This is a genomic window from Aquabacterium sp. CECT 9606 (assembly GCF_918741295.1).
Taxonomy (GTDB): Bacteria; Pseudomonadota; Gammaproteobacteria; order Burkholderiales; family Burkholderiaceae_C; genus Aquabacterium.
The window spans coordinates 1,495,439-1,517,176 of the sequence record NZ_CAKKNB010000001.1; the positions used below are offsets into that span (position 1 = coordinate 1,495,439).

General features: G+C 63.0%; 24 protein-coding genes and 1 tRNA gene. 13 read left to right on the forward strand and 12 right to left on the reverse strand.

Annotation, left to right across the window (positions count from 1 at the left end):
• Positions 1-92 precede the first annotated feature (92 nt).
• Positions 93-431: a P-II family nitrogen regulator gene (locus tag LQ232_RS06965; protein WP_230179533.1), complete on the forward strand. Its 339-nt coding sequence runs from the start codon at positions 93-95 to the stop codon at positions 429-431.
• A 35-nt stretch (positions 432-466) separates the two neighbouring features.
• On the opposite strand, the gene LQ232_RS06970 is transcribed toward LQ232_RS06965, so the two are convergent.
• The 5 genes from LQ232_RS06970 to LQ232_RS06990 all read right to left on the reverse strand — a co-directional run bounded on the left by LQ232_RS06970 (position 467) and on the right by LQ232_RS06990 (position 3,806).
• Entirely contained in the window at positions 467-1,126 is a 660-nt protein-coding gene (locus LQ232_RS06970) for a TIGR00730 family Rossman fold protein (RefSeq protein ID WP_230179534.1), read from the reverse strand.
• 19 nt (positions 1,127-1,145) lie between these two features.
• Entirely contained in the window at positions 1,146-1,691 is a 546-nt protein-coding gene (locus LQ232_RS06975; RefSeq protein WP_230179535.1) for an RDD family protein, read from the reverse strand.
• A 68-nt stretch (positions 1,692-1,759) separates the two neighbouring features.
• The gene (locus LQ232_RS06980) at positions 1,760-2,563 is read right to left on the reverse strand and encodes a DUF3106 domain-containing protein (RefSeq protein ID WP_230179536.1); all 804 of its coding nucleotides are present in this window, start codon (positions 2,561-2,563) and stop codon (positions 1,760-1,762) included.
• Complete coding sequence (locus LQ232_RS06985; protein WP_371820122.1) at positions 2,560-3,204, reverse strand: DUF3619 family protein; 645 nt, start codon at positions 3,202-3,204, stop codon at positions 2,560-2,562. The genes LQ232_RS06980 and LQ232_RS06985 overlap by 4 nt, the downstream gene beginning before the upstream one ends.
• Before the next feature lie 17 nt (positions 3,205-3,221).
• Positions 3,222-3,806: an RNA polymerase sigma factor gene (locus tag LQ232_RS06990; RefSeq protein ID WP_230179537.1), complete on the reverse strand. Its 585-nt coding sequence runs from the start codon at positions 3,804-3,806 to the stop codon at positions 3,222-3,224.
• Between the two features lie 266 nt (positions 3,807-4,072).
• On the opposite strand from LQ232_RS06990, the gene LQ232_RS06995 reads away from it, so the two are divergent.
• The 3 genes from LQ232_RS06995 to ilvC all read left to right on the forward strand — a co-directional run bounded on the left by LQ232_RS06995 (position 4,073) and on the right by ilvC (position 7,557).
• Positions 4,073-5,806 carry an acetolactate synthase 3 catalytic subunit gene (locus LQ232_RS06995; RefSeq protein WP_230179538.1) on the forward strand — a complete coding sequence of 578 codons (1,734 nt, stop codon included), beginning with the start codon at positions 4,073-4,075 and terminating at the stop codon, positions 5,804-5,806.
• Between the two features lie 173 nt (positions 5,807-5,979).
• Positions 5,980-6,471, forward strand: coding sequence for an acetolactate synthase small subunit (gene ilvN, locus LQ232_RS07000; RefSeq protein ID WP_230179539.1), 492 nt, complete (start codon positions 5,980-5,982; stop codon positions 6,469-6,471).
• Positions 6,472-6,540: 69 nt separating this feature from the next.
• Positions 6,541-7,557, forward strand: a complete 1,017-nt coding sequence (ilvC, locus tag LQ232_RS07005) for a ketol-acid reductoisomerase (protein ID WP_230179540.1) — start codon at positions 6,541-6,543, stop codon at positions 7,555-7,557.
• A 52-nt stretch (positions 7,558-7,609) separates the two neighbouring features.
• On the opposite strand, the gene LQ232_RS07010 is transcribed toward ilvC, so the two are convergent.
• The gene (locus tag LQ232_RS07010; RefSeq protein WP_230179541.1) at positions 7,610-8,194 is read right to left on the reverse strand and encodes a transglutaminase family protein; all 585 of its coding nucleotides are present in this window, start codon (positions 8,192-8,194) and stop codon (positions 7,610-7,612) included.
• A 153-nt stretch (positions 8,195-8,347) separates the two neighbouring features.
• Here LQ232_RS07010 and LQ232_RS07015 point away from each other — a divergent pair, with 153 nt between their 5' ends.
• A complete protein-coding gene (locus LQ232_RS07015) occupies positions 8,348-8,986 on the forward strand; it encodes a chalcone isomerase family protein (RefSeq protein WP_230179542.1) in 639 nt (212 codons plus the stop codon).
• On the forward strand, positions 8,970-9,890 hold the full coding sequence (gene xerD / locus LQ232_RS07020; RefSeq protein ID WP_230179543.1) for a site-specific tyrosine recombinase XerD: 921 nt from the start codon (positions 8,970-8,972) through the stop codon (positions 9,888-9,890). Before LQ232_RS07015 ends, xerD begins: the two co-directional genes overlap by 17 nt.
• A 5-nt stretch (positions 9,891-9,895) precedes the next feature.
• Here xerD and LQ232_RS07025 read toward each other — a convergent pair whose 3' ends face one another.
• Both LQ232_RS07025 and LQ232_RS07030 read right to left on the reverse strand, forming a co-directional pair.
• Positions 9,896-10,717, reverse strand: a complete 822-nt coding sequence (locus tag LQ232_RS07025; RefSeq protein WP_230179544.1) for a ferritin-like domain-containing protein — start codon at positions 10,715-10,717, stop codon at positions 9,896-9,898.
• Positions 10,714-11,562, reverse strand: a complete 849-nt coding sequence (locus LQ232_RS07030; RefSeq protein ID WP_230179545.1) for an undecaprenyl-diphosphate phosphatase — start codon at positions 11,560-11,562, stop codon at positions 10,714-10,716. The genes LQ232_RS07025 and LQ232_RS07030 overlap by 4 nt, the downstream gene beginning before the upstream one ends.
• Before the next feature lie 130 nt (positions 11,563-11,692).
• Here LQ232_RS07030 and LQ232_RS07035 point away from each other — a divergent pair, with 130 nt between their 5' ends.
• Genes LQ232_RS07035 through LQ232_RS07055 form a run of 5 tightly spaced genes read left to right on the forward strand, consistent with a single transcriptional unit; the run spans position 11,693 to position 15,445 of the window.
• Entirely contained in the window at positions 11,693-13,234 is a 1,542-nt protein-coding gene (locus tag LQ232_RS07035; RefSeq protein ID WP_230179546.1) for a YdiU family protein, read from the forward strand.
• Positions 13,231-13,629: a peptide-methionine (R)-S-oxide reductase MsrB gene (gene msrB / locus LQ232_RS07040; RefSeq protein ID WP_230179547.1), complete on the forward strand. Its 399-nt coding sequence runs from the start codon at positions 13,231-13,233 to the stop codon at positions 13,627-13,629. Before LQ232_RS07035 ends, msrB begins: the two co-directional genes overlap by 4 nt.
• 31 nt (positions 13,630-13,660) lie before the next feature.
• Positions 13,661-14,302 (forward strand): septation protein A, encoded by a 642-nt coding sequence (locus tag LQ232_RS07045; protein ID WP_230179548.1) that lies wholly within the window; start codon positions 13,661-13,663, stop codon positions 14,300-14,302.
• 20 nt (positions 14,303-14,322) lie between these two features.
• Positions 14,323-14,592, forward strand: coding sequence for a BolA family transcriptional regulator (locus tag LQ232_RS07050; protein ID WP_230179549.1), 270 nt, complete (start codon positions 14,323-14,325; stop codon positions 14,590-14,592).
• 28 nt (positions 14,593-14,620) lie between these two features.
• On the forward strand, positions 14,621-15,445 hold the full coding sequence (locus LQ232_RS07055; protein ID WP_230179550.1) for a peptidylprolyl isomerase: 825 nt from the start codon (positions 14,621-14,623) through the stop codon (positions 15,443-15,445).
• 12 nt (positions 15,446-15,457) lie between these two features.
• Here the strand turns inward: LQ232_RS07055 and putA are convergent, their stop codons facing one another.
• A complete protein-coding gene (gene putA, locus LQ232_RS07060; RefSeq protein ID WP_230179551.1) occupies positions 15,458-18,550 on the reverse strand; it encodes a bifunctional proline dehydrogenase/L-glutamate gamma-semialdehyde dehydrogenase PutA in 3,093 nt (1,030 codons plus the stop codon).
• A gap of 71 nt (positions 18,551-18,621) precedes the next feature.
• Positions 18,622-19,338 (reverse strand): tRNA (guanosine(46)-N7)-methyltransferase TrmB, encoded by a 717-nt coding sequence (trmB, locus tag LQ232_RS07065; RefSeq protein WP_230179552.1) that lies wholly within the window; start codon positions 19,336-19,338, stop codon positions 18,622-18,624.
• 285 nt (positions 19,339-19,623) lie between these two features.
• Between trmB and LQ232_RS07070 the strand changes: the two genes are divergently transcribed.
• Positions 19,624-19,776: a hypothetical protein gene (locus LQ232_RS07070; RefSeq protein WP_230179553.1), complete on the forward strand. Its 153-nt coding sequence runs from the start codon at positions 19,624-19,626 to the stop codon at positions 19,774-19,776.
• A 193-nt stretch (positions 19,777-19,969) separates the two neighbouring features.
• Positions 19,970-21,208: a lipase family protein gene (locus LQ232_RS07075; RefSeq protein ID WP_230179554.1), complete on the forward strand. Its 1,239-nt coding sequence runs from the start codon at positions 19,970-19,972 to the stop codon at positions 21,206-21,208.
• 62 nt (positions 21,209-21,270) lie between these two features.
• Here LQ232_RS07075 and LQ232_RS07080 read toward each other — a convergent pair.
• Positions 21,271-21,344 (reverse strand) — tRNA-Gly (locus LQ232_RS07080).
• A gap of 40 nt (positions 21,345-21,384) precedes the next feature.
• Positions 21,385-21,657 (reverse strand): hypothetical protein, encoded by a 273-nt coding sequence (locus LQ232_RS07085; protein ID WP_230179555.1) that lies wholly within the window; start codon positions 21,655-21,657, stop codon positions 21,385-21,387.
• Positions 21,658-21,738 lie beyond the last annotated feature (81 nt).

The following is a 21,738-nucleotide window of genomic DNA, read 5'->3' on the forward strand; positions in this document are numbered from 1 at the left end:
ATCCCATCACCTTCAAGTTCCGCGCCTGACGATAATCCAGCGATCGTGCTTAAATATTCGCTATTCTTTCGCAGAACTTCCCGGAGCCTTCCATGAAACAAATCACCGCAGTCATCAAACCTTTCAAGCTCGAAGAAGTCCGCGAAGCGCTGGCTGAAGTGGGGGTCACCGGTTTGACTGTCACCGAAGTCAAGGGCTTTGGCCGCCAGAAAGGGCACACTGAGCTGTACCGTGGCGCCGAATACGTGGTCGACTTCCTGCCCAAGGTCAAGATCGAAGTGGTCGTCAAGACTGGTGACGTTGATCGCTGCATCGAGGCCATCGTCAAGGCCGCCAAGACCGGCAAGATCGGCGACGGCAAGATCTTCGTGACCGCGGTTGAGCAAGTGGTGCGCATCCGCACTGGCGAGACCGACGAAGCCGCTGTGTGACGCAGGGGGATACCGCCTTCAGGTGGTGGCCTCTTTCAAATGTCAGGTGAGACGCCGCCTGGGCCGAATTTGTTCGTGCCCGGCGGCGTTTGCGTTTGGGCCTCCTTGGCCTCTTGGTTCTCTCGGGCGGTCAGGGCAAGCAGCCTCAACGCGTCCGCCTGCAGCTGGTCCAGCAAACGGTCAGCCTGTGTGTCCAGCAACAGCAACTCTTGAACATCGGGCCACAGGAAGCCGCCGTCGCGGCTGCGGTTGATGAAGCTCAGCAGGTCATCGTAGTAGCCCTCCGCGTTCAGCAAGCCCAGGGGCTTTTGGTGATAGCCCAGCTGCCGCCATGTCCAGATCTCGAAGATTTCTTCCATGGTGCCAATGCCGCCAGGCAAGGCCAAGAAGGCATCCGATTGCATGGCCATGCGGTGCTTGCGCTCGTGCATGGTGTCCACAACCTGCAGCTCGGTCAGGCCCGGGTGGCCCAGTTCACGTTGCACCAGGCGGTGCGGGATCACGCCGATCACCGAGGCGCCGTGCGCCAAGGCGGCATCGGCCACCGCGCCCATCAGGCCCGTGCTGCCACCACCGTAGACCAACTGCCAGCCCCGCAGACCGATCTGGCGGCCCACTTCGCGGGCGGCGGCTTCAAACGCCGGATCGTTGCCCATGCGGGAGCCGCAGTAAACGCACACTGAAAAAGCAGCCATGGATGAAGAAGAGGGAGGTTCAGGTTCGGGTGTCGATGATTCGGGTCTTGCACAAGGCGTCGTGCAGAAACTGCCGTTGAGGGTGCAGCCAACTGAACAGCGCGTAGATGGCCATCCAGCCGAACAGCGCACCGTACAGCCATTTGGATTGGTGCCAGCCGGCCAACCAGGCGCCCACCAGGGCCGGCACGAACCACAACCAGGCGCTGACATAGCGCATCAGGGCCTGCCTGGGGCTCAAGCCCCTGCCTTCAAGGGACACGATGCGCAGTTGCCAGGTCTTCATGGCCAGCGTCTGCCCGCCGTGCGTCCAGAACCACATGAAATACAGCGACAGCACCAGGAACACCGTGGCTTGCAGGCCCTGGCGGTGCTGCAAAGCATGGCGCTGGCCGACCACCATGCCAAAAATCAAGCCAACCACCATCACCACGCCGAACAGCAGCACGCCTTCGTACATGAAAGCGGCCAGCCGGCGGCGCAAGGCCGGCGCATGCGCCTTGGCGCGCACGGCGCATTCGTCGGCGGATAAAGGCACAAAAGGAACGGCGGGACGGGATTTCATCGGCAAGGGCAGCAAGGCAAGGCGCGAACAATACACCACGCTGCCATGCACTCAGGGCACCAAGAAATTCAGCGCGATCGAGAGGCGGGCACGGCCGTCATGGCTGCGCCTTGCGCGCCCTTTTTGGGCAGCAAGGTGACCGGGTCCACGAATCCCTTCGTGGCGGCGATCTTCGGCAAGCCCGTTTGCTGGTGCAAGGGCGGGGTAGGCCGCTGGCTGACCAGCGTGGTGGTGGCACCGCGCCCCGCCTTGACCAAAGAAGGGGCCACGGCGATTTGTGCCGGGGCGTTGGGCGTGACGCCGGGCACCCAGTTCGATTTGCTGGTGGACTGGTTGTCGCGCAGGCGCCTGGATGCCTGTTGTGCCCGTTCGCGGGGGCCAGCCACATTGTCGCCCAGCAGCACCGGCTGTTGTTTGCGGCGCGCTTGCTGGGCCAGTTCATCGCGTTCTTGCGGGCTCAGGGCCTGGTACGACGCCCATTTTTTCTGGCGCTCTTCAGGCGACAGCTGTCGGGTCTGCTGGAAGCGCAGGCGCGCCTCGCCACGCTCTTGCGGGGGTAGTTTGGACCATTGCGTCATGCGCTCTTGCATGCGCTGTTGCTCCTGGGGCGACAGGCTTCCAAAGCGGTTGGCCACGTTCACCCAACGTTCCTTGTTGGATATTTCCATCGTGGGCCACAGGCCCGCCAAAGGCTGCAGGGCCCGGCGCTGAGACGCTGTGAGCGCACCCCAGGAATTGGAGCCGCTGGATGAGGCGCCGGGCGCCACGGCCACCGAGGCATGCTTGGCCGGCGGCGCCGCCACGCTCATCTGCCCGCAAGCCAGGTTCAAACCCAACACCGCCAGTGCCCAGGCCAAGGCGGTCCGTTTCATGGCTGCGCCTCGGCCCCGCCGTCGGTGCTCTCGCTGTCATCGCCGGCTGCGGCGTCTGATTCGGTCAGGGTGGCCTCTTCGCCTGCTGCCACGGCAGGTTCGGCGCTGACGGGTGGTTCGGTCTGCAGGTACTCTTCGAAACCAGGGTCGGCATAGGCCGCGGGCGGCAGGTCATCGGTCAGCAGCGCCATGTCCACATCGGAGGCCGCTTGCACCTTTTCAGATTGGTACCAGATGTGGATGCCCCACAGGCCCACCACCAGCGCCAGGGCTGGCAGCGCGGACGCTAGGCGCCAGCCCCAGGGCAGCGGGCCGTCGTCCATGCCCCGGCCATGTTGCCTGTCGCGGTGCTGCATGCCAGTGCTCCAGCCCGACAGCGAGGCCTGCCCGGACGAGCCGGATCCGGCCATGCTCACTCCGGCCAACTGGCTGGACGGCACGTATTCGGGGGCCACAGCCACCTGCGGGCGGGCCAGCACGGCGGCACGGACGGCCTGCTCGCGTGCCACGCGCAAACGCTCGGTGATGTCGTGGGGCAGCGCCTTGGCGGAATCATCCAGACGCGCACTGACGCGCAGGGCAAAACGGGCTTCAATGGCCTCGATTTGCGCGCTCGACAATGGGGTGTTTGGAGTTTTCACGATGCGACTGTGTTGATTTACAAGGAAATTCCGCGTCCACGCAGGGCTTTGGACAGCGCCTGAACCGCCCGCGAGCAGTGTGTTTTCACGCTGCCCTCGGAACAACCCATGGCGGCCGCCGTTTCAGCGACGTCCAGTTCCTCCCAGTAACGCAGCAGGAAGGCTTCCCGTTGACGCGCCGGCAAGTTTCCGACTTCGGCCTCGATGATCTTGAGCGTCTCGCCCCGGCTGGCGGTGTCCTCAGCACCTTCCGTGCCCGGATCGTCGATCCGCAGGGAGTCCAGCAGGTTGAAATCGCCATCGCCGTCATCGGAGGATGATTCGAAGTCTCCCAGGTTCTGGAAAACGGCATTGCGCACTTTTTGGCGGCGAAACCAATCCAGTGTGGCGTTGGACAAAATCCGGGCGAACAGCATGGGCCATTCGTTGGGTGGCCGGTCGGCATAACTCTGGGTCAGCCGGATCATGGCGTCTTGAACAATGTCCAGTGCCGAGTCCTCATCGCGCACGGCAAAAGCGGTGCGTTTGAACGCGCGGCGCTCAACACTTATCAGGAAGCTGTTGAGTTCATCGGCGGTGGAGGGACTGGGCAAAGGGGTCAAGACGCGAAGACTTGGGCGCCAGATCGGCGAGCGCGGATTATGGCACTGGCGTGCAGACTTTTCGGTGCGATAATGTTGGTCTTTGCGTCATCCCGATCTGGCCTGAATCGTCACCCCAACCGGTTTCGGTGGCAGGCCGCGCAGGCTCCAAATCCGCCTCACAAGGGCGAGCACGCTGGTGATCCGTCACCGCAGATGCTGTTTGAGGAGGGGCACCGATCGTTTTTCGTTAGAGAAAATCCGAAAGGTCTTTTTACATCATGGACATGTCTACTCCCACCACGCCCGAAGTCCTCAATGGCTCCGACATCCTGGTCCGCTGCCTGCAGGCCGAAGGTGTCAAGTACATGTGGGGCTACCCCGGCGGCGCCGTTCTGTACATTTACGACGCCCTCTACAAACAAGACACCATCCAGCACGTGCTGGTGCGCCACGAACAGGCCGCCGTCCACGCTGCTGACGGCTATGCGCGCGCCACTGGCGACGTCGGCGTTGCCCTCGTCACCTCCGGTCCCGGCGTGACCAATGCCATCACCGGCATCGCCACGGCCTACATGGACTCGATCCCCATGGTGATCATCACCGGCCAGGTGCCCACGCCCGCGATTGGCCTGGACGCTTTCCAGGAATGTGACACCGTCGGCATCACGCGCCCCATCGTCAAGCACAACTTCCTGGTCAAGGATGTTGCCGACCTGGCCATCACCTTGAAGAAGGCCTTCCACATTGCCCGCACCGGCCGTCCCGGCCCCGTGGTGGTCGATGTGCCGAAAGACGTCTCCCTCAACAAGACCGCGTTCAGCTACCCTGAAACGGTTGAAATGCGTTCGTACAACCCGGTGCGCAAGGGCCATGGCGGGCAAATCCGCAAGGCCGTGCAGCTGCTGCTGGCGGCCAAGCGCCCCTACATCTACACCGGTGGCGGCGTCATCCTGGCCAATGCGGCGGCTGAACTGCGCGAGCTGGTCAACCTGCTGGGCTACCCCACCACCAGCACCCTGATGGGTCTGGGTGCCATCGCCGCTTCTGACAAGACCTTCCTGGGCATGCTGGGCATGCATGGCACGTACGAGGCCAACATGACCATGCAAAGCGCCGATGTGGTGCTGGCCGTGGGTGCCCGCTTCGACGACCGCGTGATCGGCAATCCCAAGCACTTTGCCCAGGTCGAACGCAAGATCATCCACATCGACATCGATCCCTCCAGCATCTCCAAGCGCGTCAAGGTCGACATCCCGATCGTGGGCGACGTCAAGGACGTGTTGCAAGAGCTGATTGCCCAGATCAAGGACTCGACCCAACGCGCCGACCCGAACGCCCTGGCCGCGTGGTGGAACCAGGTCAATGAGTGGAAGAAGCGCGAGTGCCTGAAGTACAAAACGTCTGATGAGGTCATCAAGCCCCAGTTCGTGGTCGAAACACTGGCCAGGCTGACCCGTGGCACCGACTGCTACGTGACGTCGGACGTGGGCCAGCACCAGATGTTCGCGGCGCAGTTCTACCCGTTTGACGAACCCCGCCGCTGGATCAATTCCGGTGGCCTGGGCACGATGGGCGTGGGTCTGCCTTACGCCATGGGCATCAAGCTGGCCAAGCCCGACGCCGACGTGTTCTGCGTGACCGGCGAAGGCTCGATCCAGATGTGCATCCAGGAGCTGTCGACCTGCCTGCAGTACCAGACCCCGGTCAAGGTGCTGTCGCTGAACAACCGCTACCTGGGCATGGTGCGCCAGTGGCAGCAGCTGGACTACGGCAGCCGCTACTCGCACAGCTACATGGACGCGCTGCCCGATTTCGTGAAGCTGGCCGAGGCCTATGGCCACGTCGGCATGCTGATCGAGCGCCCGGGTGACGTGGAGGGTGCATTGCGCGAAGCCATCAAGCTGAAGGACCGCACGGTGTTCCTGGACATCCGCACCGACCCGACGGAAAACGTCTGGCCCATGGTGAAGGCTGGCCAGGGCATTTCCGAGATGCTGCTGGGTTCCGAAGACCTGTAAGGCTTTATCTTCCCGGCCTTTGCAAGAGGGTCGCAGCCAGGTGCTTGCCGGTGCCTGCGCGGGCGGTTTCTCAAGCGATGCCGGGGTTTCAACACTCCTGATTCATCGAACAACGTGGCCACGGCCATCGGGTTACCGCCCGCTGGCTCAAGAGCGCGAAGGACGATAACGACATGAAACACATCATTGCATTGCTGCTTGAAAACGAACCCGGCGCGCTGTCGCGCGTGGTCGGCTTGTTTTCCGCCCGGGGCTACAACATCGAGAGCCTGACCGTGGCCACCACCGAGGACGCCTCCCTGTCGCGCATGACCATCGTCACCAGCGGCTCGGATGACGTGATCGAACAGATCACCAAGCACCTCAACCGTTTGATCGAAGTCGTCAAGGTCGTCGACCTGTCCGAAGGTCCTTACACCGAGCGTGAGCTGATGCTCATCAAGGTGCGCGCCGTGGGCAAGGAACGCGAAGAGATGAAGCGCATGGCCGACATCTTCCGCGGCCGCATCATCGACGTGACCGACAAGACCTACACCATTGAATTGACGGGCGACGCCTCGAAGCTCGATGCCTTCATCGAAGCCATCGACCGCGCTGCCATCCTAGAAACCGTGCGCACCGGGACCAGCGGGATCGGGCGTGGCGAGCGCATCTTGCGCGTCTGATCTTTCCCGCTTTTCCTCAGCTGTTTTCAGCACCCCCCATTCAACTGATTTTTCGACGGAGCTACACACATGAAGGTCTATTACGACAAGGACGCGGATCTGAGCCTGATCAAGGGCAAGAATGTCGCCATCATCGGCTACGGCTCGCAAGGCCATGCCCACGCGCAAAACCTGACGGATTCGGGCGTGAAGGTCACGGTCGGCCTGCGCAAGGGCGGCGCGTCCTGGAGCAAGGTTGAAGCCGCTGGCATCAAGGTCGCTGAAGTCGACGAAGCCGTCAAGGGCGCCGATGTCGTCATGATCTTGTTGCCTGACGAGAACATCCCCGAGGTTTACAAAAACAACGTCGAGCCCAACATCAAGCAAGGTGCCGTGCTGGCCTTCGCTCACGGCTTCAACGTGCACTACAACCAGGTCATCCCCCGCGCTGACCTGGACGTGATCATGGTCGCCCCCAAGGGCCCTGGCCACACCGTGCGCTCCGAGTACAAGAAGGGCGGCGGCGTGCCTTCCCTGATCGCCATCTACCAGGACAAGTCCGGCAAGGCCAAGGACATCGCCCTATCGTACGCGGCGGCCAACGGCGGCACCAAGGGTGGTGTGATCGAGACCAACTTCCGCGAAGAAACCGAAACCGACCTGTTCGGCGAACAAGCCGTGCTGTGCGGTGGCGCTGTTGAACTGGTGAAGATGGGCTTCGAGACGCTGACCGAAGCCGGTTACGCGCCTGAAATGGCCTACTTCGAGTGCCTGCACGAACTGAAGCTGATCGTTGACCTCATGTACGAAGGCGGCATCGCCAACATGAACTACTCGATCTCGAACAACGCCGAATACGGCGAGTACGTGACCGGCACCGAAGTGATCAACGAGCAATCGCGCGCTGCCATGCGCAATGCCCTCAAGCGCATCCAGACCGGCGAATACGCCAAGATGTTCATCCAGGAAGGCAAGACGAACTACCCGAGCATGACCGCTCGCCGTCGCCTGAACGCCGTGCACCCCATCGAAACCGTCGGTGGCGAACTGCGCGCGATGATGCCTTGGATCTCCAAGAACAAGCTGGTTGACCAATCGAAGAACTGATCAACGATCAGCGCTTGAATCCAAAGCCGCCTGGGTAACCCGGCGGCTTTTTTCATGGCAGGATTTCGATGTCAGGGTAGTGCTTGAAGAACTCCTCGGTGGATTTGGCTGAGCTCAGCGACTCGATGACAACGGGCAAAGGCTCGGGCCAGATCTCCGGGAAATCACACTCCTGAGGCAATTCAATGGCAAAAGCGAGCTGCTCCGCCGGTGGATGGAACTGAGCCGATACCCCGGGCTTGTTGCCCCGAGCATCGACGCGGTACCAGCAGTGCTCGCGCAGGTGCACCGCGTTCAGGCCGTGCAGGCAAAACGGCCCGCCGCCAGGGTTCACGGCCAGGCGTTGGTAGCACAGCCCGGTGGGAATGCCTTTGCACCGCAAAAGGGCGGCCAGCAGGTGGCTTTTGGCGTAGCAGTAGCCGGTGCGGTGGGCCAGCACGTCGGACGCCCGCACGGTGACGGGGTTCAGTTTGAAATCACCGCTGTGCTGGATGTGGTCGCGCACGAACTCGAAACAACGTTGGGCGATGTCCGTGTCGGTCAGGCAACCCTGGGCCAACTCGTTCGCCTTGGCGATGATGGCCGGGTGCTCGTGGTCGATGAATTCGCTGGACCGCAGGTAAGGTGTCAAGGGCATGGTTGTTTCAGGGCGGAATGACGGCGCTGGGCAAATCTGTCACGATCAAGCTCAGCCGCGAGGGTAACGGCGCAAGGGTAACGGTTTACCCAGCTTTACACCGGGTTGACCCGCCCTTGTCGGCATGATGGCGCGTCCCCACGTTGAATACCCATGAACTCCACAAGCATTGTCACGCTGGCCTTGAGGCAACTGATGGTAGCCGCTGCCTTGATGCTGCTGTCAGGGGCATTCGGCCTGCCGGTGCCGGTTCAGCCTGGCATGGCCCAGGCCGCCAGGCTGGAAGGGCAGGGCTTTGACGACACCCTGGTGCTGTCTGACCGCACCCTGCGTCTCAACGGCCTGGGTTTGAGGGGCGTCGCCTGGGTCAAGGCCTTTGTGGCGGGGCTTTACCTTTCCGCCCCCTCCAAAGAGGCTTCGCAGATTCTGGCCATGCAAGGCCCCAAGCGCCTGCGTTTGAAGGTCATGCTGGAGGCGCCCAGCATCGAGATGACCAAATCCATGCGCCGGGGCGTGCAGCGCAACGAGCCGGCCGAGATGCATGCCCAGTTGCGTGACCGCGTCGAGGTGCTGGCCGCGGGTCTGGACAGCATCGGCATGTTCCGCCCGGGCGATGTGCTTGACCTGGATTTCGCGCCAGGCCAGGGCACGCAGTTGGTGCTCAATGGCAAGGCCGTGGCCAAGCCCATCGCTGGCGACGATTTCTACCGCGCCATCTTGAAGATCTTCATTGGCGAGCGGCCGGTGGACAAACGCATGAAGGCGGGGTTGTTGCGTGGATCCGCTGTCTGACGAAACGCGGGCGTCCGACGACCCGCACCTGCACCGCTTCATCGATGCCCTGTGGCTGGAAGATGGCCTGAGCGCCAACAGCCTGGCCGCGTACCGGCGTGATTTGGCGGGCCTGGCGGTCTGGCTGGCCAGTCAGCCACACGCGCCCACCCTGATCCAGGCCCGTGAAACTGACCTGCAAGCTTACGCCGCGCATCGCCATGCTGAGTCCAAGCCCACCTCGGTCGGCCGGCGTTTGAGCGTGTTCCGGCGGTTTTACCGTTGGGCTCTGCGTGAAGGGCTGACCACGCAAGACCCGACGCTACGCATGGACGCACCCCGCCAGCGCTTGCGCACGCCTGGCACCTTGACCGAGCAGCAGGTGGAAGCCTTGCTGGCTGCCCCCGATGCCGACGAGACACTGGGCCTGCGCGACCGCGCCATGCTGGAGCTGATGTACGCCAGTGGCCTGCGCGTGAGTGAACTGGTCGAGCTCAAGACCGTGCATGTGGGCCTGAACGAAGGCGTGCTGCGCATCACCGGCAAGGGCAGCAAGGAGCGGCTGGTGCCCTTTGGCGCGGAGGCGGGCGTCTGGCTGCAGCGCTACCTGATCGATTCACGCGCCTTCATCCTGAATGGGCAAAGCAGCGATGCCTTGTTTGTCACGGCGCGCGGCGGACCGATGACGCGGCAGATGTTCTGGAAGCTGGTCAAGAAGTACGCGGTGCTGTCGGGCATCAGCCAGGCCTTGTCCCCCCACACTTTGCGCCATGCCTTTGCCACGCATTTGCTGAACCATGGCGCAGATCTGCGCGTGGTGCAGATGCTCCTGGGCCATGCCGATATTTCAACCACGCAGGTGTACACCCATGTGGCGCGCGAGCGGCTGCGCCTGTTGCACGCGCAGCACCATCCGCGCGGTTGATTCATTCAGCTTGGCTTGGGTGGCACAGGCTCGTTTTTTGAAGTCCAGAACTGTTCCAGCGCGTACAGCTCTTCTTCTTCGAAACCGGCGGCGCGGCGGGCTTCCAAGTTGAAGGGGCCTTTGAGCCGGGGCGCACTGAACGCCGTTGCAAGCTCCGCATAAGTCGACAGCGGATCGAGGCCTCGGTCGGCACAGAGAACCCGGTACCACTTGTTGCCCACGGCCACGTGCCCGATTTCATCCCTCAAGATGATGTCCAGGATGTCGGCGCCGCGCTGATCGTCAATCGTCAAGAGCTTGGCCTTGATGGGCGGCGATGCATCGAGCCCGCGCGCTTCCATGGTTCGTGGCACCAGAGCGATGCGGGCGAGCATGTCGCCCTTTGTTTTTTCTGCCATCTCCCAAAGCGAGTTGTGCGCCGGGAAGTGGCCATAGTCAAAGCCCAGGCTCACCAGGTGATCACGAAGCAGGGTGAAGTGCAGCGCCTCTTCCCGGGCCACGCCCAGCCAGTCCATGTAGAACTCATCGGGCATGCCCGAAAAACGCCAGGCCAGGTCCAGCGCCAGATCGATCGCGTTGAGCTCGATGTGGGCGAGCGCGTGGATGAGCGCGGCGTGGCCCTCCGGATTGCGCACTGAACGCGTTTTGAGTTGCGTGTGTGGCACCAGCTCAGGGCGAGAGGGGCGGCCAGGGATGCCTGCGGGCTCCGCCAAAATGTCGGCCGAACCAGGATCGCCACTCAAGTCGAGCCCCATGGTGCCCCTGGCTTTGGCTTCAGGGTCCCGGGTCAGCAACAGCCCGAGGGCCTGGCTCCGCAGGGTGTTCATTCAGCCCACGTGATCCAGCCCTGGTGTGCTGACACCAGCACCAGCACGCCGAACGCGATCCGATACCAGGCAAAGGGCACGAAATTGTGGGTGGCCACATAGCGCAGCAACCAGCGCACACAGACCCAGGCCGACAGGAAGGAGAACGCCAGGCCGACGCCGAACAGCGGCAGGTCGTCCATCGACAGCAGGGCGCGTTCTTTGTAGAGGCTGTACAGGCCCGCACCGACCAGCGTCGGGATGCCCAGGAAGAAGCTGAATTCGGTGGAGGCTTTACGCGACAAGCCCAGGAACATGCCGCCGATGATGGTGGCGCCCGAACGGCTGGTGCCGGGAATCATGCCCAGGCACTGGATGCAACCCACTTTGAAGGCATCGAGCAGGCTCATGTCATCCACGGTTTCAACACGGTAGTGGCTGGTGCCGGTTTTGGAGGCCCGACGCTCGGCCCACAAGATGATCAGGCCGCCGACGATGAAGGCGCTGGCCACCACCGGGGCGTTGAACAAATGCGCCTTGATGACTTTGCCGAAAGCCAGACCCAGGATGGCTGCCGGCAAGAAGCCGATGATGACGTTGAGCGCAAACCTTTGAGCGCGGGGCTCCGATCCAAGGCCGGTGACGGTGTCGCGCAAACGCTGCCAGTACACCAGCACGATGGCGAAAATGGCGCCCGACTGGATGGCGATGTCGAATACCTTGGCCTTGTCGGCACCCACGTTGGACTGGAAGTCGAGCAGCGATCCCGCCAGGATCAGGTGCCCGGTGCTGGAGATGGGCAGGAACTCGGTCAGCCCCTCGACGATGCCCATCAACACGGCTTTGAAAAACAGCAAGGTATCCACGTCGGCAAGTCCTGTGTTGCAAGCAAAGCGGCATCTTAGGGCAGGGCAGACGGCCCAAGCCCCCAAGCGCATCTGTAGAAATTGACCTCTGGCACCCTTGGTTGGGGGGGTCTTGTCTACACTTCGCCACATGTCCTCCGACCTCGATGCAGTTTTCGCCCCGCCCGCCCATGACTGGGTCAACCGCTATGCCCAGCTGAGCGAGTCTTGGCGCGCGCGACTGCAGGCGCCCATGGCCACGACCGTGAACGCCCAGGCCTTGCCGGCGCCGCGTTGGGTGGCCTGGAGCGACCCGCTTGCCCATGAGCTGGGTTGGCCCGCCGATTGGCGCGAGGGTGAGTTGCCATTGCGTGTTTTCAGCGGCAACACCTTGTGGCCCGGCATGCAGCCCGTGGCCACGGTCTACAGCGGCCACCAGTTTGGCGTGTGGGCCGGCCAGTTGGGCGATGGCCGCGCGCTCTTGCTGGGTGAATTGCAGACAGCGGTGGGCACACGCGAGTTCCAGCTCAAGGGGGCGGGCTCGACCCCGTATTCGCGCCGCGCCGATGGCCGGGCGGTGCTGCGTTCGTCCATCCGGGAGTTTCTGTGCAGCGAGGCCATGCACGCCCTGGGCATTCCCACCACCCGCGCCCTGGCGCTGACAGCGTCGCCGCAAGGCGTGCGGCGCGAAACCATGGAGACCGCCGCCGTGGTCACCCGCGTGGCGCCCACCTTCATCCGCTTTGGCCACTTCGAGCATTTTGCGCACAGCGGCGAAGCCGGCCACCACGAAGTCCTGCAGGTTCTGGTGGACCATGTGGTGGAGCACCATGTGCCTCACCTGCGCGATGCGCCCCAGCGGGCCGTGGCCTTGTTGCAATACGCAGTGGACAGCACCGCGCGCCTGATGGCCGCTTGGCAGTCGGTGGGCTTTTGCCATGGCGTGATGAACACCGACAACATGTCGATCCTTGGCTTGACCATTGACTACGGCCCCTTTGGTTTCCTGGATGGCTTTGATCCCCAGCACATCTGCAACCATTCGGACGACCGGGGGCGCTACGCCTGGCAGAACCAGCCGCAAATCGGTTACTGGAATTTGCGCGCCCTGGCCCAGGCGCTGGTGCCGGTGATCCCCGAGTTCGAGGGCGACGAGAACGTCATCATCGACGTGCTCAAGTCCTACGAACAGCGTTTTCCGCAAGCCATGACCGAGCGCTGGCGCGCCAAGCTGGGCTTGGCCACCGAGCAAGAGAGTGACGGCGCCCTGGCTGTGGACCTGCTCACCGTGATGGCCGAGCACCGCACCGACTTCACCATCGCCTTCCGCCGCCTGTGCGATTACCAAAGCAGCCTGCCGCCTGAGGACCCCGCCAATGCCTCGGTGCGCGATTTGTTCATCAACCGCGAGGCTTTCGACGCCTGGGCGCGCCGTTATGCCGATCGCCTGAAGCTGGAAAACAGTGAGGATGCCGAGCGCCGTGTCCGCATGCGCCGTGTCAACCCGCTCTATGTTTTGCGGAACCATTTGGCCGAAACAGCGATCCGTCTGTCTCAGGCCGGTGATGATTCCGAGGTGCGGCGTTTGCATCAGCTGTTGCAAACGCCGTATGAGGAGCAACCTGGTTGCGAGGCCGATGCCGATTTCCCGCCCGACTGGGCTCAATCCATCGAGGTGTCCTGTTCATCATGAGTGATTACAAAGTCAAGAAGTCCGACGCGGAATGGCGTGCCCAGTTGGACCCGATGCAATTCGAAGTCACCCGCCACGCGGCCACCGAACGGGCTTTCACCGGCCAGTATTGGGACCACTTTGTGGACGGTGCTTACCGCTGCATCTGCTGCGGTGCCAAGCTGTTCGAATCCAGCACCAAGTTTGACGCGGGCTGCGGCTGGCCGAGCTACTCGCAAGCGGTAGACGACAGCAGCATCGAGCGCGTGGTGGACAAAAGCCACGGCATGGTGCGCGTCGAGGTGCGTTGCAACAACTGCGGTGCGCACCTGGGCCACGTGTTCGACGACGGGCCGGCCCCCACCGGCGAGCGTTTCTGTATCAACTCGGCCGCGATAGACTTCGAGCCGCGCTGATCCGCGCTTTTGGCCCACAACCCGGTTCCCCATGAAGATATTTTTTGACCTGCTGCCACTCCTGCTGTTCTTCGGCGCCTATACCTGGGCCGGCGGCCACAAGGAGCTGGCGGCCGAGTGGATGACGCACTATTTGGGCTTCCTGGTGTCGGGCGGCGTGGTCGCGGCCAAAGAAGCGCCCATGCTGTTGTCCACCGTGGTGATGGTGGTGTGCGGTGTGGTCCAGATCGCCGTGCTCAAGATATTGCGACACAAGGTGGACATGATGCTGTGGGGCACGCTGATCGTGGGCACCGTTCTGGGCGGCGTGTCGATGTGGCTGCACAGCGCCATCTTCTTCCAGTGGAAGCCCACGGTGCTGTACTGGCTGATGAGCGCTGGCTTCCTGGTGGCCGAGATCATCATGAAGCGCCGCGTGCTGCACAAAATGATGGGCGGCCAGATCGACGCGCCCGACGCCGTCTGGATCAAGCTGGGCTGGGCCTGGGTCGGCTTTTTCGCCTTCATGGGCGTGCTCAACCTCTTCGTGGTTTACAACTACACCGAAGAGCAGTGGGTCACCTTCAAAGTGTGGGGTGCATCGGGACTGATGCTGTTGTTCATGTTGGCTCAGGGTTTGTACCTGAGTCGCCACATGCCCCCATTGCCCGACGAAGCGGCCAAGGCCAAGTGAGTGAACTTTCAGGCCTGACCATGACTCCACACCAAGGCGTGACCGCCGAACAGATCCAATCCGCCCTGACGTTGGCGCTGCAGCCGCTCAGCATTGATGTGACCGATGACAGTCACCTCCATGCCGGGCACGAAGGCGCGAAATCAGGACGGCATTTCAGCGTGCATGTGCGTGCCCAGTGCTTTAACGGACTGTCACACGTTCAACGGCATCGCCTTGTGTATGATGCCCTTCGCGATTTGATACCGCAGGGCATCCATGCGCTGGCCATCAAGGCCGAGCCTGTCTGACAACGAAACAACCTAACAAAATTCGCTCATGAAGACTTTCCGCACCCATGTCATCAAGTCCGCCGTGCTGGCCGCGACCTTGTCTCTGGCCGCTCCGCTGGTGATGGCCCAGAACATCGCCGTGGTCAATGGCAAGCCCGTGCCAAAGGCTCGTTTCGACGCCATGATGACCCAGATCCTCAAGCAAGGCCAACAGGCCAAGACGCCTGATCTGGAGGCCAAGGTCAAGGAAGAGCTGGTGCTGCGCGAGATCTTCGTGCAAGAGGCCGAGAAGAAGGGCATTGCCCAAACCGCCGACTACAAGACGCAGATGGAATTCGCGCGTCAGTCGATCCTGATCCAGGGCTTGTTCGCTGACTTCCAGGCCAAGTCCAAGGACAGCGAAGCCGACCTGCGCGCTGAATACGACAAGATCAAAGCCCAGAACGGCGACAAGGAATACCGCGCTCGCCACATCCTGGTCGAGAAGGAAGAAGACGCCAAGGCCCTGATCGCCCAACTCAAGGCCGGTGCCAAGTTCGAAGACCTGGCCAAGAAGAACTCCAAGGACCCTGGCTCCGCCGAAAACGGTGGCGATCTGGATTGGGCCGCGCCTGGCAACTACGTGCCTGAGTTCTCTGAAGCCATGGCCAAGCTGGAAAAAGGCAAGTTCACCGAAACCCCGGTGAAGTCGCAGTTCGGCTACCACATCATCAAGCTGGAAGACACGCGTGCCACGCAGTTCCCACCCTATGACGAAGTCAAGGTGCAACTGCAACAACGCAATGCGCAAGCCAAGCTGGCCAAGTACCGCGACGATCTGAAGGCCAAGGCCAAGACCGACTTCAAGTTCAGCGCCCCTGCTGCCAACTGATCGTCAAATGGGTCAGTGGCCTTGCGTCAGCAGCGCGGCATTGCCGCCTGCCGCTGCCGTGTTGATGCTGACCACCTGCTCGGTGCAAAACCGCAGCAGGTAATGGGGGCCGCCGGCTTTCGGGCCGGTGCCGCTCCACCCCTGACCGCCAAAGGGTTGCGACCCGACCACGGCGCCAGTCATTCCCCGGTTCACATACACATTGCCCACACGTGAGCGCCGAGCGATGTGCTGCGCACGCGAGTCGATGCGCGTTTGCACCCCCAAAGTCAAACCATAGCCCGTCGCGTTGATCTGCTCAATCAGGGCGTCGATGTCGGGGGCGTGTGTGCCTGGGCCCCACCGCACCACGTGCAGGATCGGGCCAAAGTGCTCGGCGGTCAGCGCGTTGACGCGGGGCAGGGTGTAGGCCGTGGGCGGAACGATGTGCGGCGCGGTGGCCGATGCCGCCAAGGTGGTTTGCCCGATCAGGCGCACGCCTGAGCGCGGTTGCTGCGCCTGGTGGTCCAGCTCGGACAGGTGGGCGTGGAGCAGATCGTGTGCGTGCGCGTCGATCACCGGGCCCACGTCGGTGGCCCAATCGGCGCTGTCGCCCATCACCAGTGTTTGCAGGGCGCCGGCCAGCATCGCTTCCAGCGTGTCGGCCGTGGCGCTGTGCAGGCACAGCAGGCGCAAGGCCGAGCAGCGTTGGCCCGCACTCAAGAATGCGCTGGCCACCACGGCATCCATCACTTGTTCAGGCAAGGCGGTGCTGTCCACCACCATGGCGTTCAGGCCGCCTGTCTCGGCGATCAAAGGCACGATGGGGCGGTCGCCTTGCGCCAGCATGCGCTGGATGCGCTTGCCCGTGGCCACCGAGCCGGTGAAGGCCACGCCTGCGCAGTGCTTGCTGGCCACCAGGGCGGCACCCACCACGGCGCCGGGCCCGCAAGCGCAGCCCAGCACGTCGGCGGGCACGCCGGCCTGGTGCAGCAGGGCCACGAAGCGGCGCGCGATGTCCGGCGTCTGGTCGGCCGGTTTGGCGGCCACAGCGTTGCCGGCCACCAGCGCGGCCATCACTTGCCCACCAAAGATGGCCAGGGGGAAGTTCCAGGGTGCGATGCACACGAACACGCCCCGACCACGCAACTGCCATTCATTGCTTTCGCCCGTGGGGCCGGGCAGCACTTGCACTTTCAGGTGATGGCGTCCTTGCTGCGCGTAGTAGCGGGCCAGGTCAATGGTTTCGCGCACTTCGGCCACGGCATCGCTCATGGTCTTGCGCGCTTCAACGACCAGGTCGGCGGCCCAGCTGTCGAACTCGGCTTCCAGCAGGTTGGCCGCCTTGTCGAGCACCGCGCAGCGTGCGCTCGCTGGCGTTTCTTCCCAGTCCTGCCAGCCTTGGTTGAGCGAATCCATCAATGCCTGGGCTTCGGCGGCGCACAAATCATGGCAAGGCGAGGGCACGCTTGATTGCTGGCGCCGGACCTGCACGGCCGCCGCCAGGGCATCCCGGTGCATCTGGCAGTTCAGGTCACGGCCAATCGCATTGCGCCGGTCGGGGCCATAAAGTCTGGCAGGTGGCACCACGCCAGGGCCATGTTCAGTGCCCGTGGTGGTGAGCCAGGGCGAGGCCAGCAGTTCATCCAGGCTGACCTGCGGATCAGCCAACTGGTGCACGAAGGAGGCATTGGCGCCGTTCTCCAGCAGGCGTCGCACCAGGTAGGCCAGCAAGTCACGGTGCTCACCCACGGGGGCGTAAATGCGCAGGGCCGCGCCAGTTTCGGGCGAGGCCTTCGGGTGGCGAAGCTCGCGGTACACGCCTTCGCCCATGCCGTGCAGGCGCTGCCATTCGTAGCGCTCGGGGCCGACGCCGTGTTGCTGCGCCAGTTGCATGACCGCGGCAATGGTGGCGGCGTTGTGGGTCGCGAACTGCGGGTAGAGCACGTCGCTGCGGGCCAGCAAGGCATCGGCGCAGGCCAGGTACGACAAGTCGGTGTTGGCCTTGTGCGTGTAGACCGGGTAGCCGTTCAAGCCCAGCTCCTGGGCGCGCTTGATTTCGGTGTCCCAATAGGCGCCTTTGACCAGGCGCACGGTCAGGCGTTTGTCGTGGAGGGTAGCCAGGCGGTGCACCTCGTCGATCATGGCCAAGGCCCGGTGCTGGTAGGCCTGCACGGCCAGGCCCAGCCCATCGCCAGCGGCGGGCATCAGGCGGGCGAGCAAATCCAGTTGCAGTTCAAGCCGGAAGGATTCCTCGGCGTCCAGGGTCAGCAGCACGCCGGAGACATCGGCCTGGCGGGCCAGCTGCTCCAGGCGCGGCAGCAGTTCTCTCACCAGGGCTTCGTGCTGCGAAGGATCAAAGCGCGGGTGCAGGGCCGACAGCTTGATCGACAAGCCGGGGCGTTGCGAGAAGGGCAACTGCCTGGCTTTCTTGTCGCCTTGCTGGCCCAGTTGCGACAAGGCCCGCTGGTAAGACGACAGATAGCGGTCGGCGTCATGCCAGGTCCGGGCACCTTCGCCCAGCATGTCGAAGCTGTGGCGGGTGATCAGGCCGTGGTCGGCATCGGCCTGGGTTTGTTTGCGTGCTTGGACCAAGGCCTCGTCCATGGTCTGGCCGAGCACGAACTGGCGACCCAGCAATTGCAGGGCGCGGGCCGTGGCGGACACCACGGTGGGGCCGCCGAGCCGCTGAACCAGGGTGGGCGAGCCTTGGCGGCCGTCTTGTTGTGAGGGCAGCAACTGGTGAGCCAGGTCCAGCACACGGGCTGAGGCGCTGGACAACCAAGGGTGCGCTGATGACGAATGGTCGGCGTGCTTGGCGAAGTCGGCCTGGGTCAACTGGTCGCCAATCAAGGCCTGGGCGGTGTCCTGGTCGGGCACGCGCAGAAGGGCTTCGGCCAGGCGCATCAGGGCCAGGCCTTCGGTGCTGGACAGCGGGAACTCTTGCAGCAGGGACTCAAGCGCCCAGAAAGGCGGTGGCCGGTGGCGGATGCCACGCACCCAGGGCTCGCATTGCCGGCGGACGATGCCCCAATCGAGCTTGTCTTGCAGGCGCAGCCTCAGCTTGTCGATTTGTGCGGCTTCATCGGCCCAGGGCAGTGGTAGGCGGTCGGAGAGTTTATTCACAGCGCACTCCAGTCAACGTCTTCAGCGTAACGTCAACGGGGGCGTGGGGTCTAGGTCATGAGAGGGGCTTTTCAGCGCTTTTTGAACACCAAGTCCCAAACACCGTGACCCAATTTCAGTCCGCGGTTCTCGAACTTGGTCAGCGGTCGGTAGGCGGGCTTGGGGGCGTAGCTTTCGGCGGTGTTGACCAGGGTGGGCTCATCGCTCAGCACTTGCAGGATCTGGCGGGCATAGGGCTCCCAGTCGGTGGCGCAGTGCAGGTAGGCGCCCGGCGCCAGACGCGAGGCCAGGTGGGCCACCAATGGCGCCTGGATCAAGCGGCGCTTGTTGTGGCGAGTCTTGTGCCATGGGTCGGGAAAGAAGATGTGCACGCCAGCGAGTGAGCCTGGTTGGATCATGTGGTCCAGCACCTCGACGGCATCATGGCGAATCAGGCGCAGGTTGGTGATGTTTTGGTCGCCAATGCGTTTGAGCAAGGCGCCCACGCCGGGCTCGTGCACCTCAACGCCGATGAAGTCCGTGTCGGGCAAGGTCTGCGCGATTGTGGCAGTGGCATCGCCCATGCCAAAACCGATTTCCAGGACGACAGGCGCCTGACGCTGGAAAGTGGTGGCGTAGTCCAGGGGCGTCTTGCCAAAAGGCAGCAGAAATTTGGGGCCCAACTCCGCCAAGGCCTTGGCCTGGCCCTCGGTGGTCCGCCCCGCGCGCATCACGAAGCTGCGGATGGTGCGGTGGGGGTAGGCTGACGCGGGTTGATCGTCGTCTTCGGGGGGCAAGGCGGTGCTCATGGGTGAGATCGGAAAAATGCGGGCTTGAGACAGGCCGCCATTGTCCGTCACCAACCGCCCTAGGGCAGTCCCTTAAACCGGACGTGCACTAAATCACGCCGATGCGCTGCCGGTGCCGGACAGCCATTCATCTGGGGGGGGGATCCGTCCGCATTCCGAGGAGCAGGGGCGCATCATTGCCTGAGCGGATTTACCCGTTCGTGCCGGAGTGAAGTTTTGAACGTGAGCAGTGTTTCTTTGTTGCTGAATGCCAGTCGCTGTGTGGCTTTCAGCCTGCTCGTTTGCATGAGTTCGCATGCGGTCCCCGAGACATCGGGCAAGGCCAAGGCACCTGGCGTGGTGCCCGCCGCGAATGAGCCACCCAGTTTTGCCTTGCTGGCCTTGGGCCTGGTGGGGATTGGCTTGCATGGATTGAACCGGGCCAGGCGCCATCGGTGACTGCAATTCTGGTAAACGCTGTCCTCAGAATACGGCGTCATGTGCATGATGAACAACTGCGTTGCGGTGCCCAACCCCGTGACTGCACCCCGATTCACAGCACCAGGAGGCATTGATGTCATTCCGTCCCACCACCAAACACCTGTTACTAGCGGCAGTCCAAGCGGCAGTCGCCGCGCTCATGGTACCGAGCATGGCGAGCGCCGCCACCGATCCGTTTTACCAGTACACGGATGGCACCCCGCTGGCGAGCGTCGCTCCTGGCACGGTGTTGAAGAGCCGCACGATCACGGCATACATCGCGGGCCTCAAGACCTCGTACAAGGCCACGCAGATTGTGTATCGCTCAACCGATGCCAAGCAGCGGCCTACCGCGAACGTGACAACCATCTTCACGCCCGATTGCACCTCGTCCTGCCCAAACAAGAACAAGGTCATCTCTTACCAGTCTTTCTATGACTCGCTGAATCCGGAAGATGGGCCTTCGCGCGCCTACGCGGGCGGCAAGCGCCTGCCAGACCTGCTGCCGGCTGTCGAGACAGTCCTGTTTGGCACGTATGTGAAGAACGGCTACACCGTCGTCATCTCTGACACAGAAGGTCAGAACGCCAATTTCGCCGCCGGCCCCGAATACGGCTACAACACGCTGGACTCGATTCGCGCTGCGCTGAATTCGCCGGAGATCGGCCTCGACCGGAACGCCAAGGTCGCGATGTTGGGCTACTCGGGCGGCGCCATCGCCACCGAGTGGGCCGCCGAGTTGGCGCCCAGCTATGCGCCTGACCTGAAGTCCAACCTGATCGGTGCGGCCTTCGGTGGCACGCTGGTGAGCCCCGAGCACAACCTGACCTATGTCGAAGGCGCGCCCATTTGGGGTGGTGTGATGCCCATGGCGGTCGTCGGTGTCGCGCGTTCGTACGAGATCGACATCAAGAAGTACCTCACCGCGCGCGGTCTGGAGGTCTACGACAGAATTCAGAATGCCTCGATCGCCTACGTGCTCGGCCAATACGGCAAGGTGACCTGGAAGGACCTGGTCAAGCCAGAGTACCAGGACCGCACCAAGATTCCTGAGTACGTCGCTGCCGTGAACACGGTCATCATGGGCACCGGAGGCACCCCCGAGATCCCGCTGCAAATCGGTCAGGGCACCGGCGGCATCTGGGAAGGCACGAAGACATCGCCAATCTGGGGCAAGGGTGACGGTGTGATGCTGGCGGGCGATGTCCGCACGCTGGCGCGCCAGTACTGCGCCAAGGGTGTGGCGGTGGAGCACAAAGAGTATGGTTCAAGCCACTTCTTGACCATGGTCAACTGGCTGCCTGCGGCCACCGCCTGGGTCGATGACCGATTCGCTGGGAAGCCAGCTCCGCAGAACTGCGCCAGCATCGCGCCGGGCAACTCGCTCGCGCCGCTCGTTTACAAGCCCTGAGCGAGGGCTACTCGTTGAAAAGGCCGCCAGGGAATGCCCTTGGCGGCCTTTTGCTTGTCTGTTGGAGCGGGTGATGGGAATCGAACCCACGTTATTTGCTTGGGAAGCAAGAGTCCTACCATTGAACGACACCCGCGGACAGGGCGCATTCTAAACCCACGGCGCGGGCTTCTTCTTCACTCGCTGGCGGAAGAGGCGGGTGTGGTGGGCAAGCCCAGCTTCTTGGCAGTCTTGTTGACGGCCCTGCCCGTGGCAGACGCGCCGCGCTCAACGGCACTGGCACCCTTTTGCAGGCCATGCTTGACGGAGTTCTCAACCTTGGCGGCCACCGACGACACCTTGCTGGCCGCGGTGGTGACGAACTGAGGCGGTTCCGCCGCGCTGGCGATGGCGCAGTTGGTGGTCAGTACGGCTGTCAATACAAGGTGCCTGATGAATTCATGGGACATGAGGGGCTCTCCGGTTATTCACATAGTAGCCCGTGTGAAGCGCTTTCATCGCGTGCGCAAGCAGGAGTTGACGCCGACGCT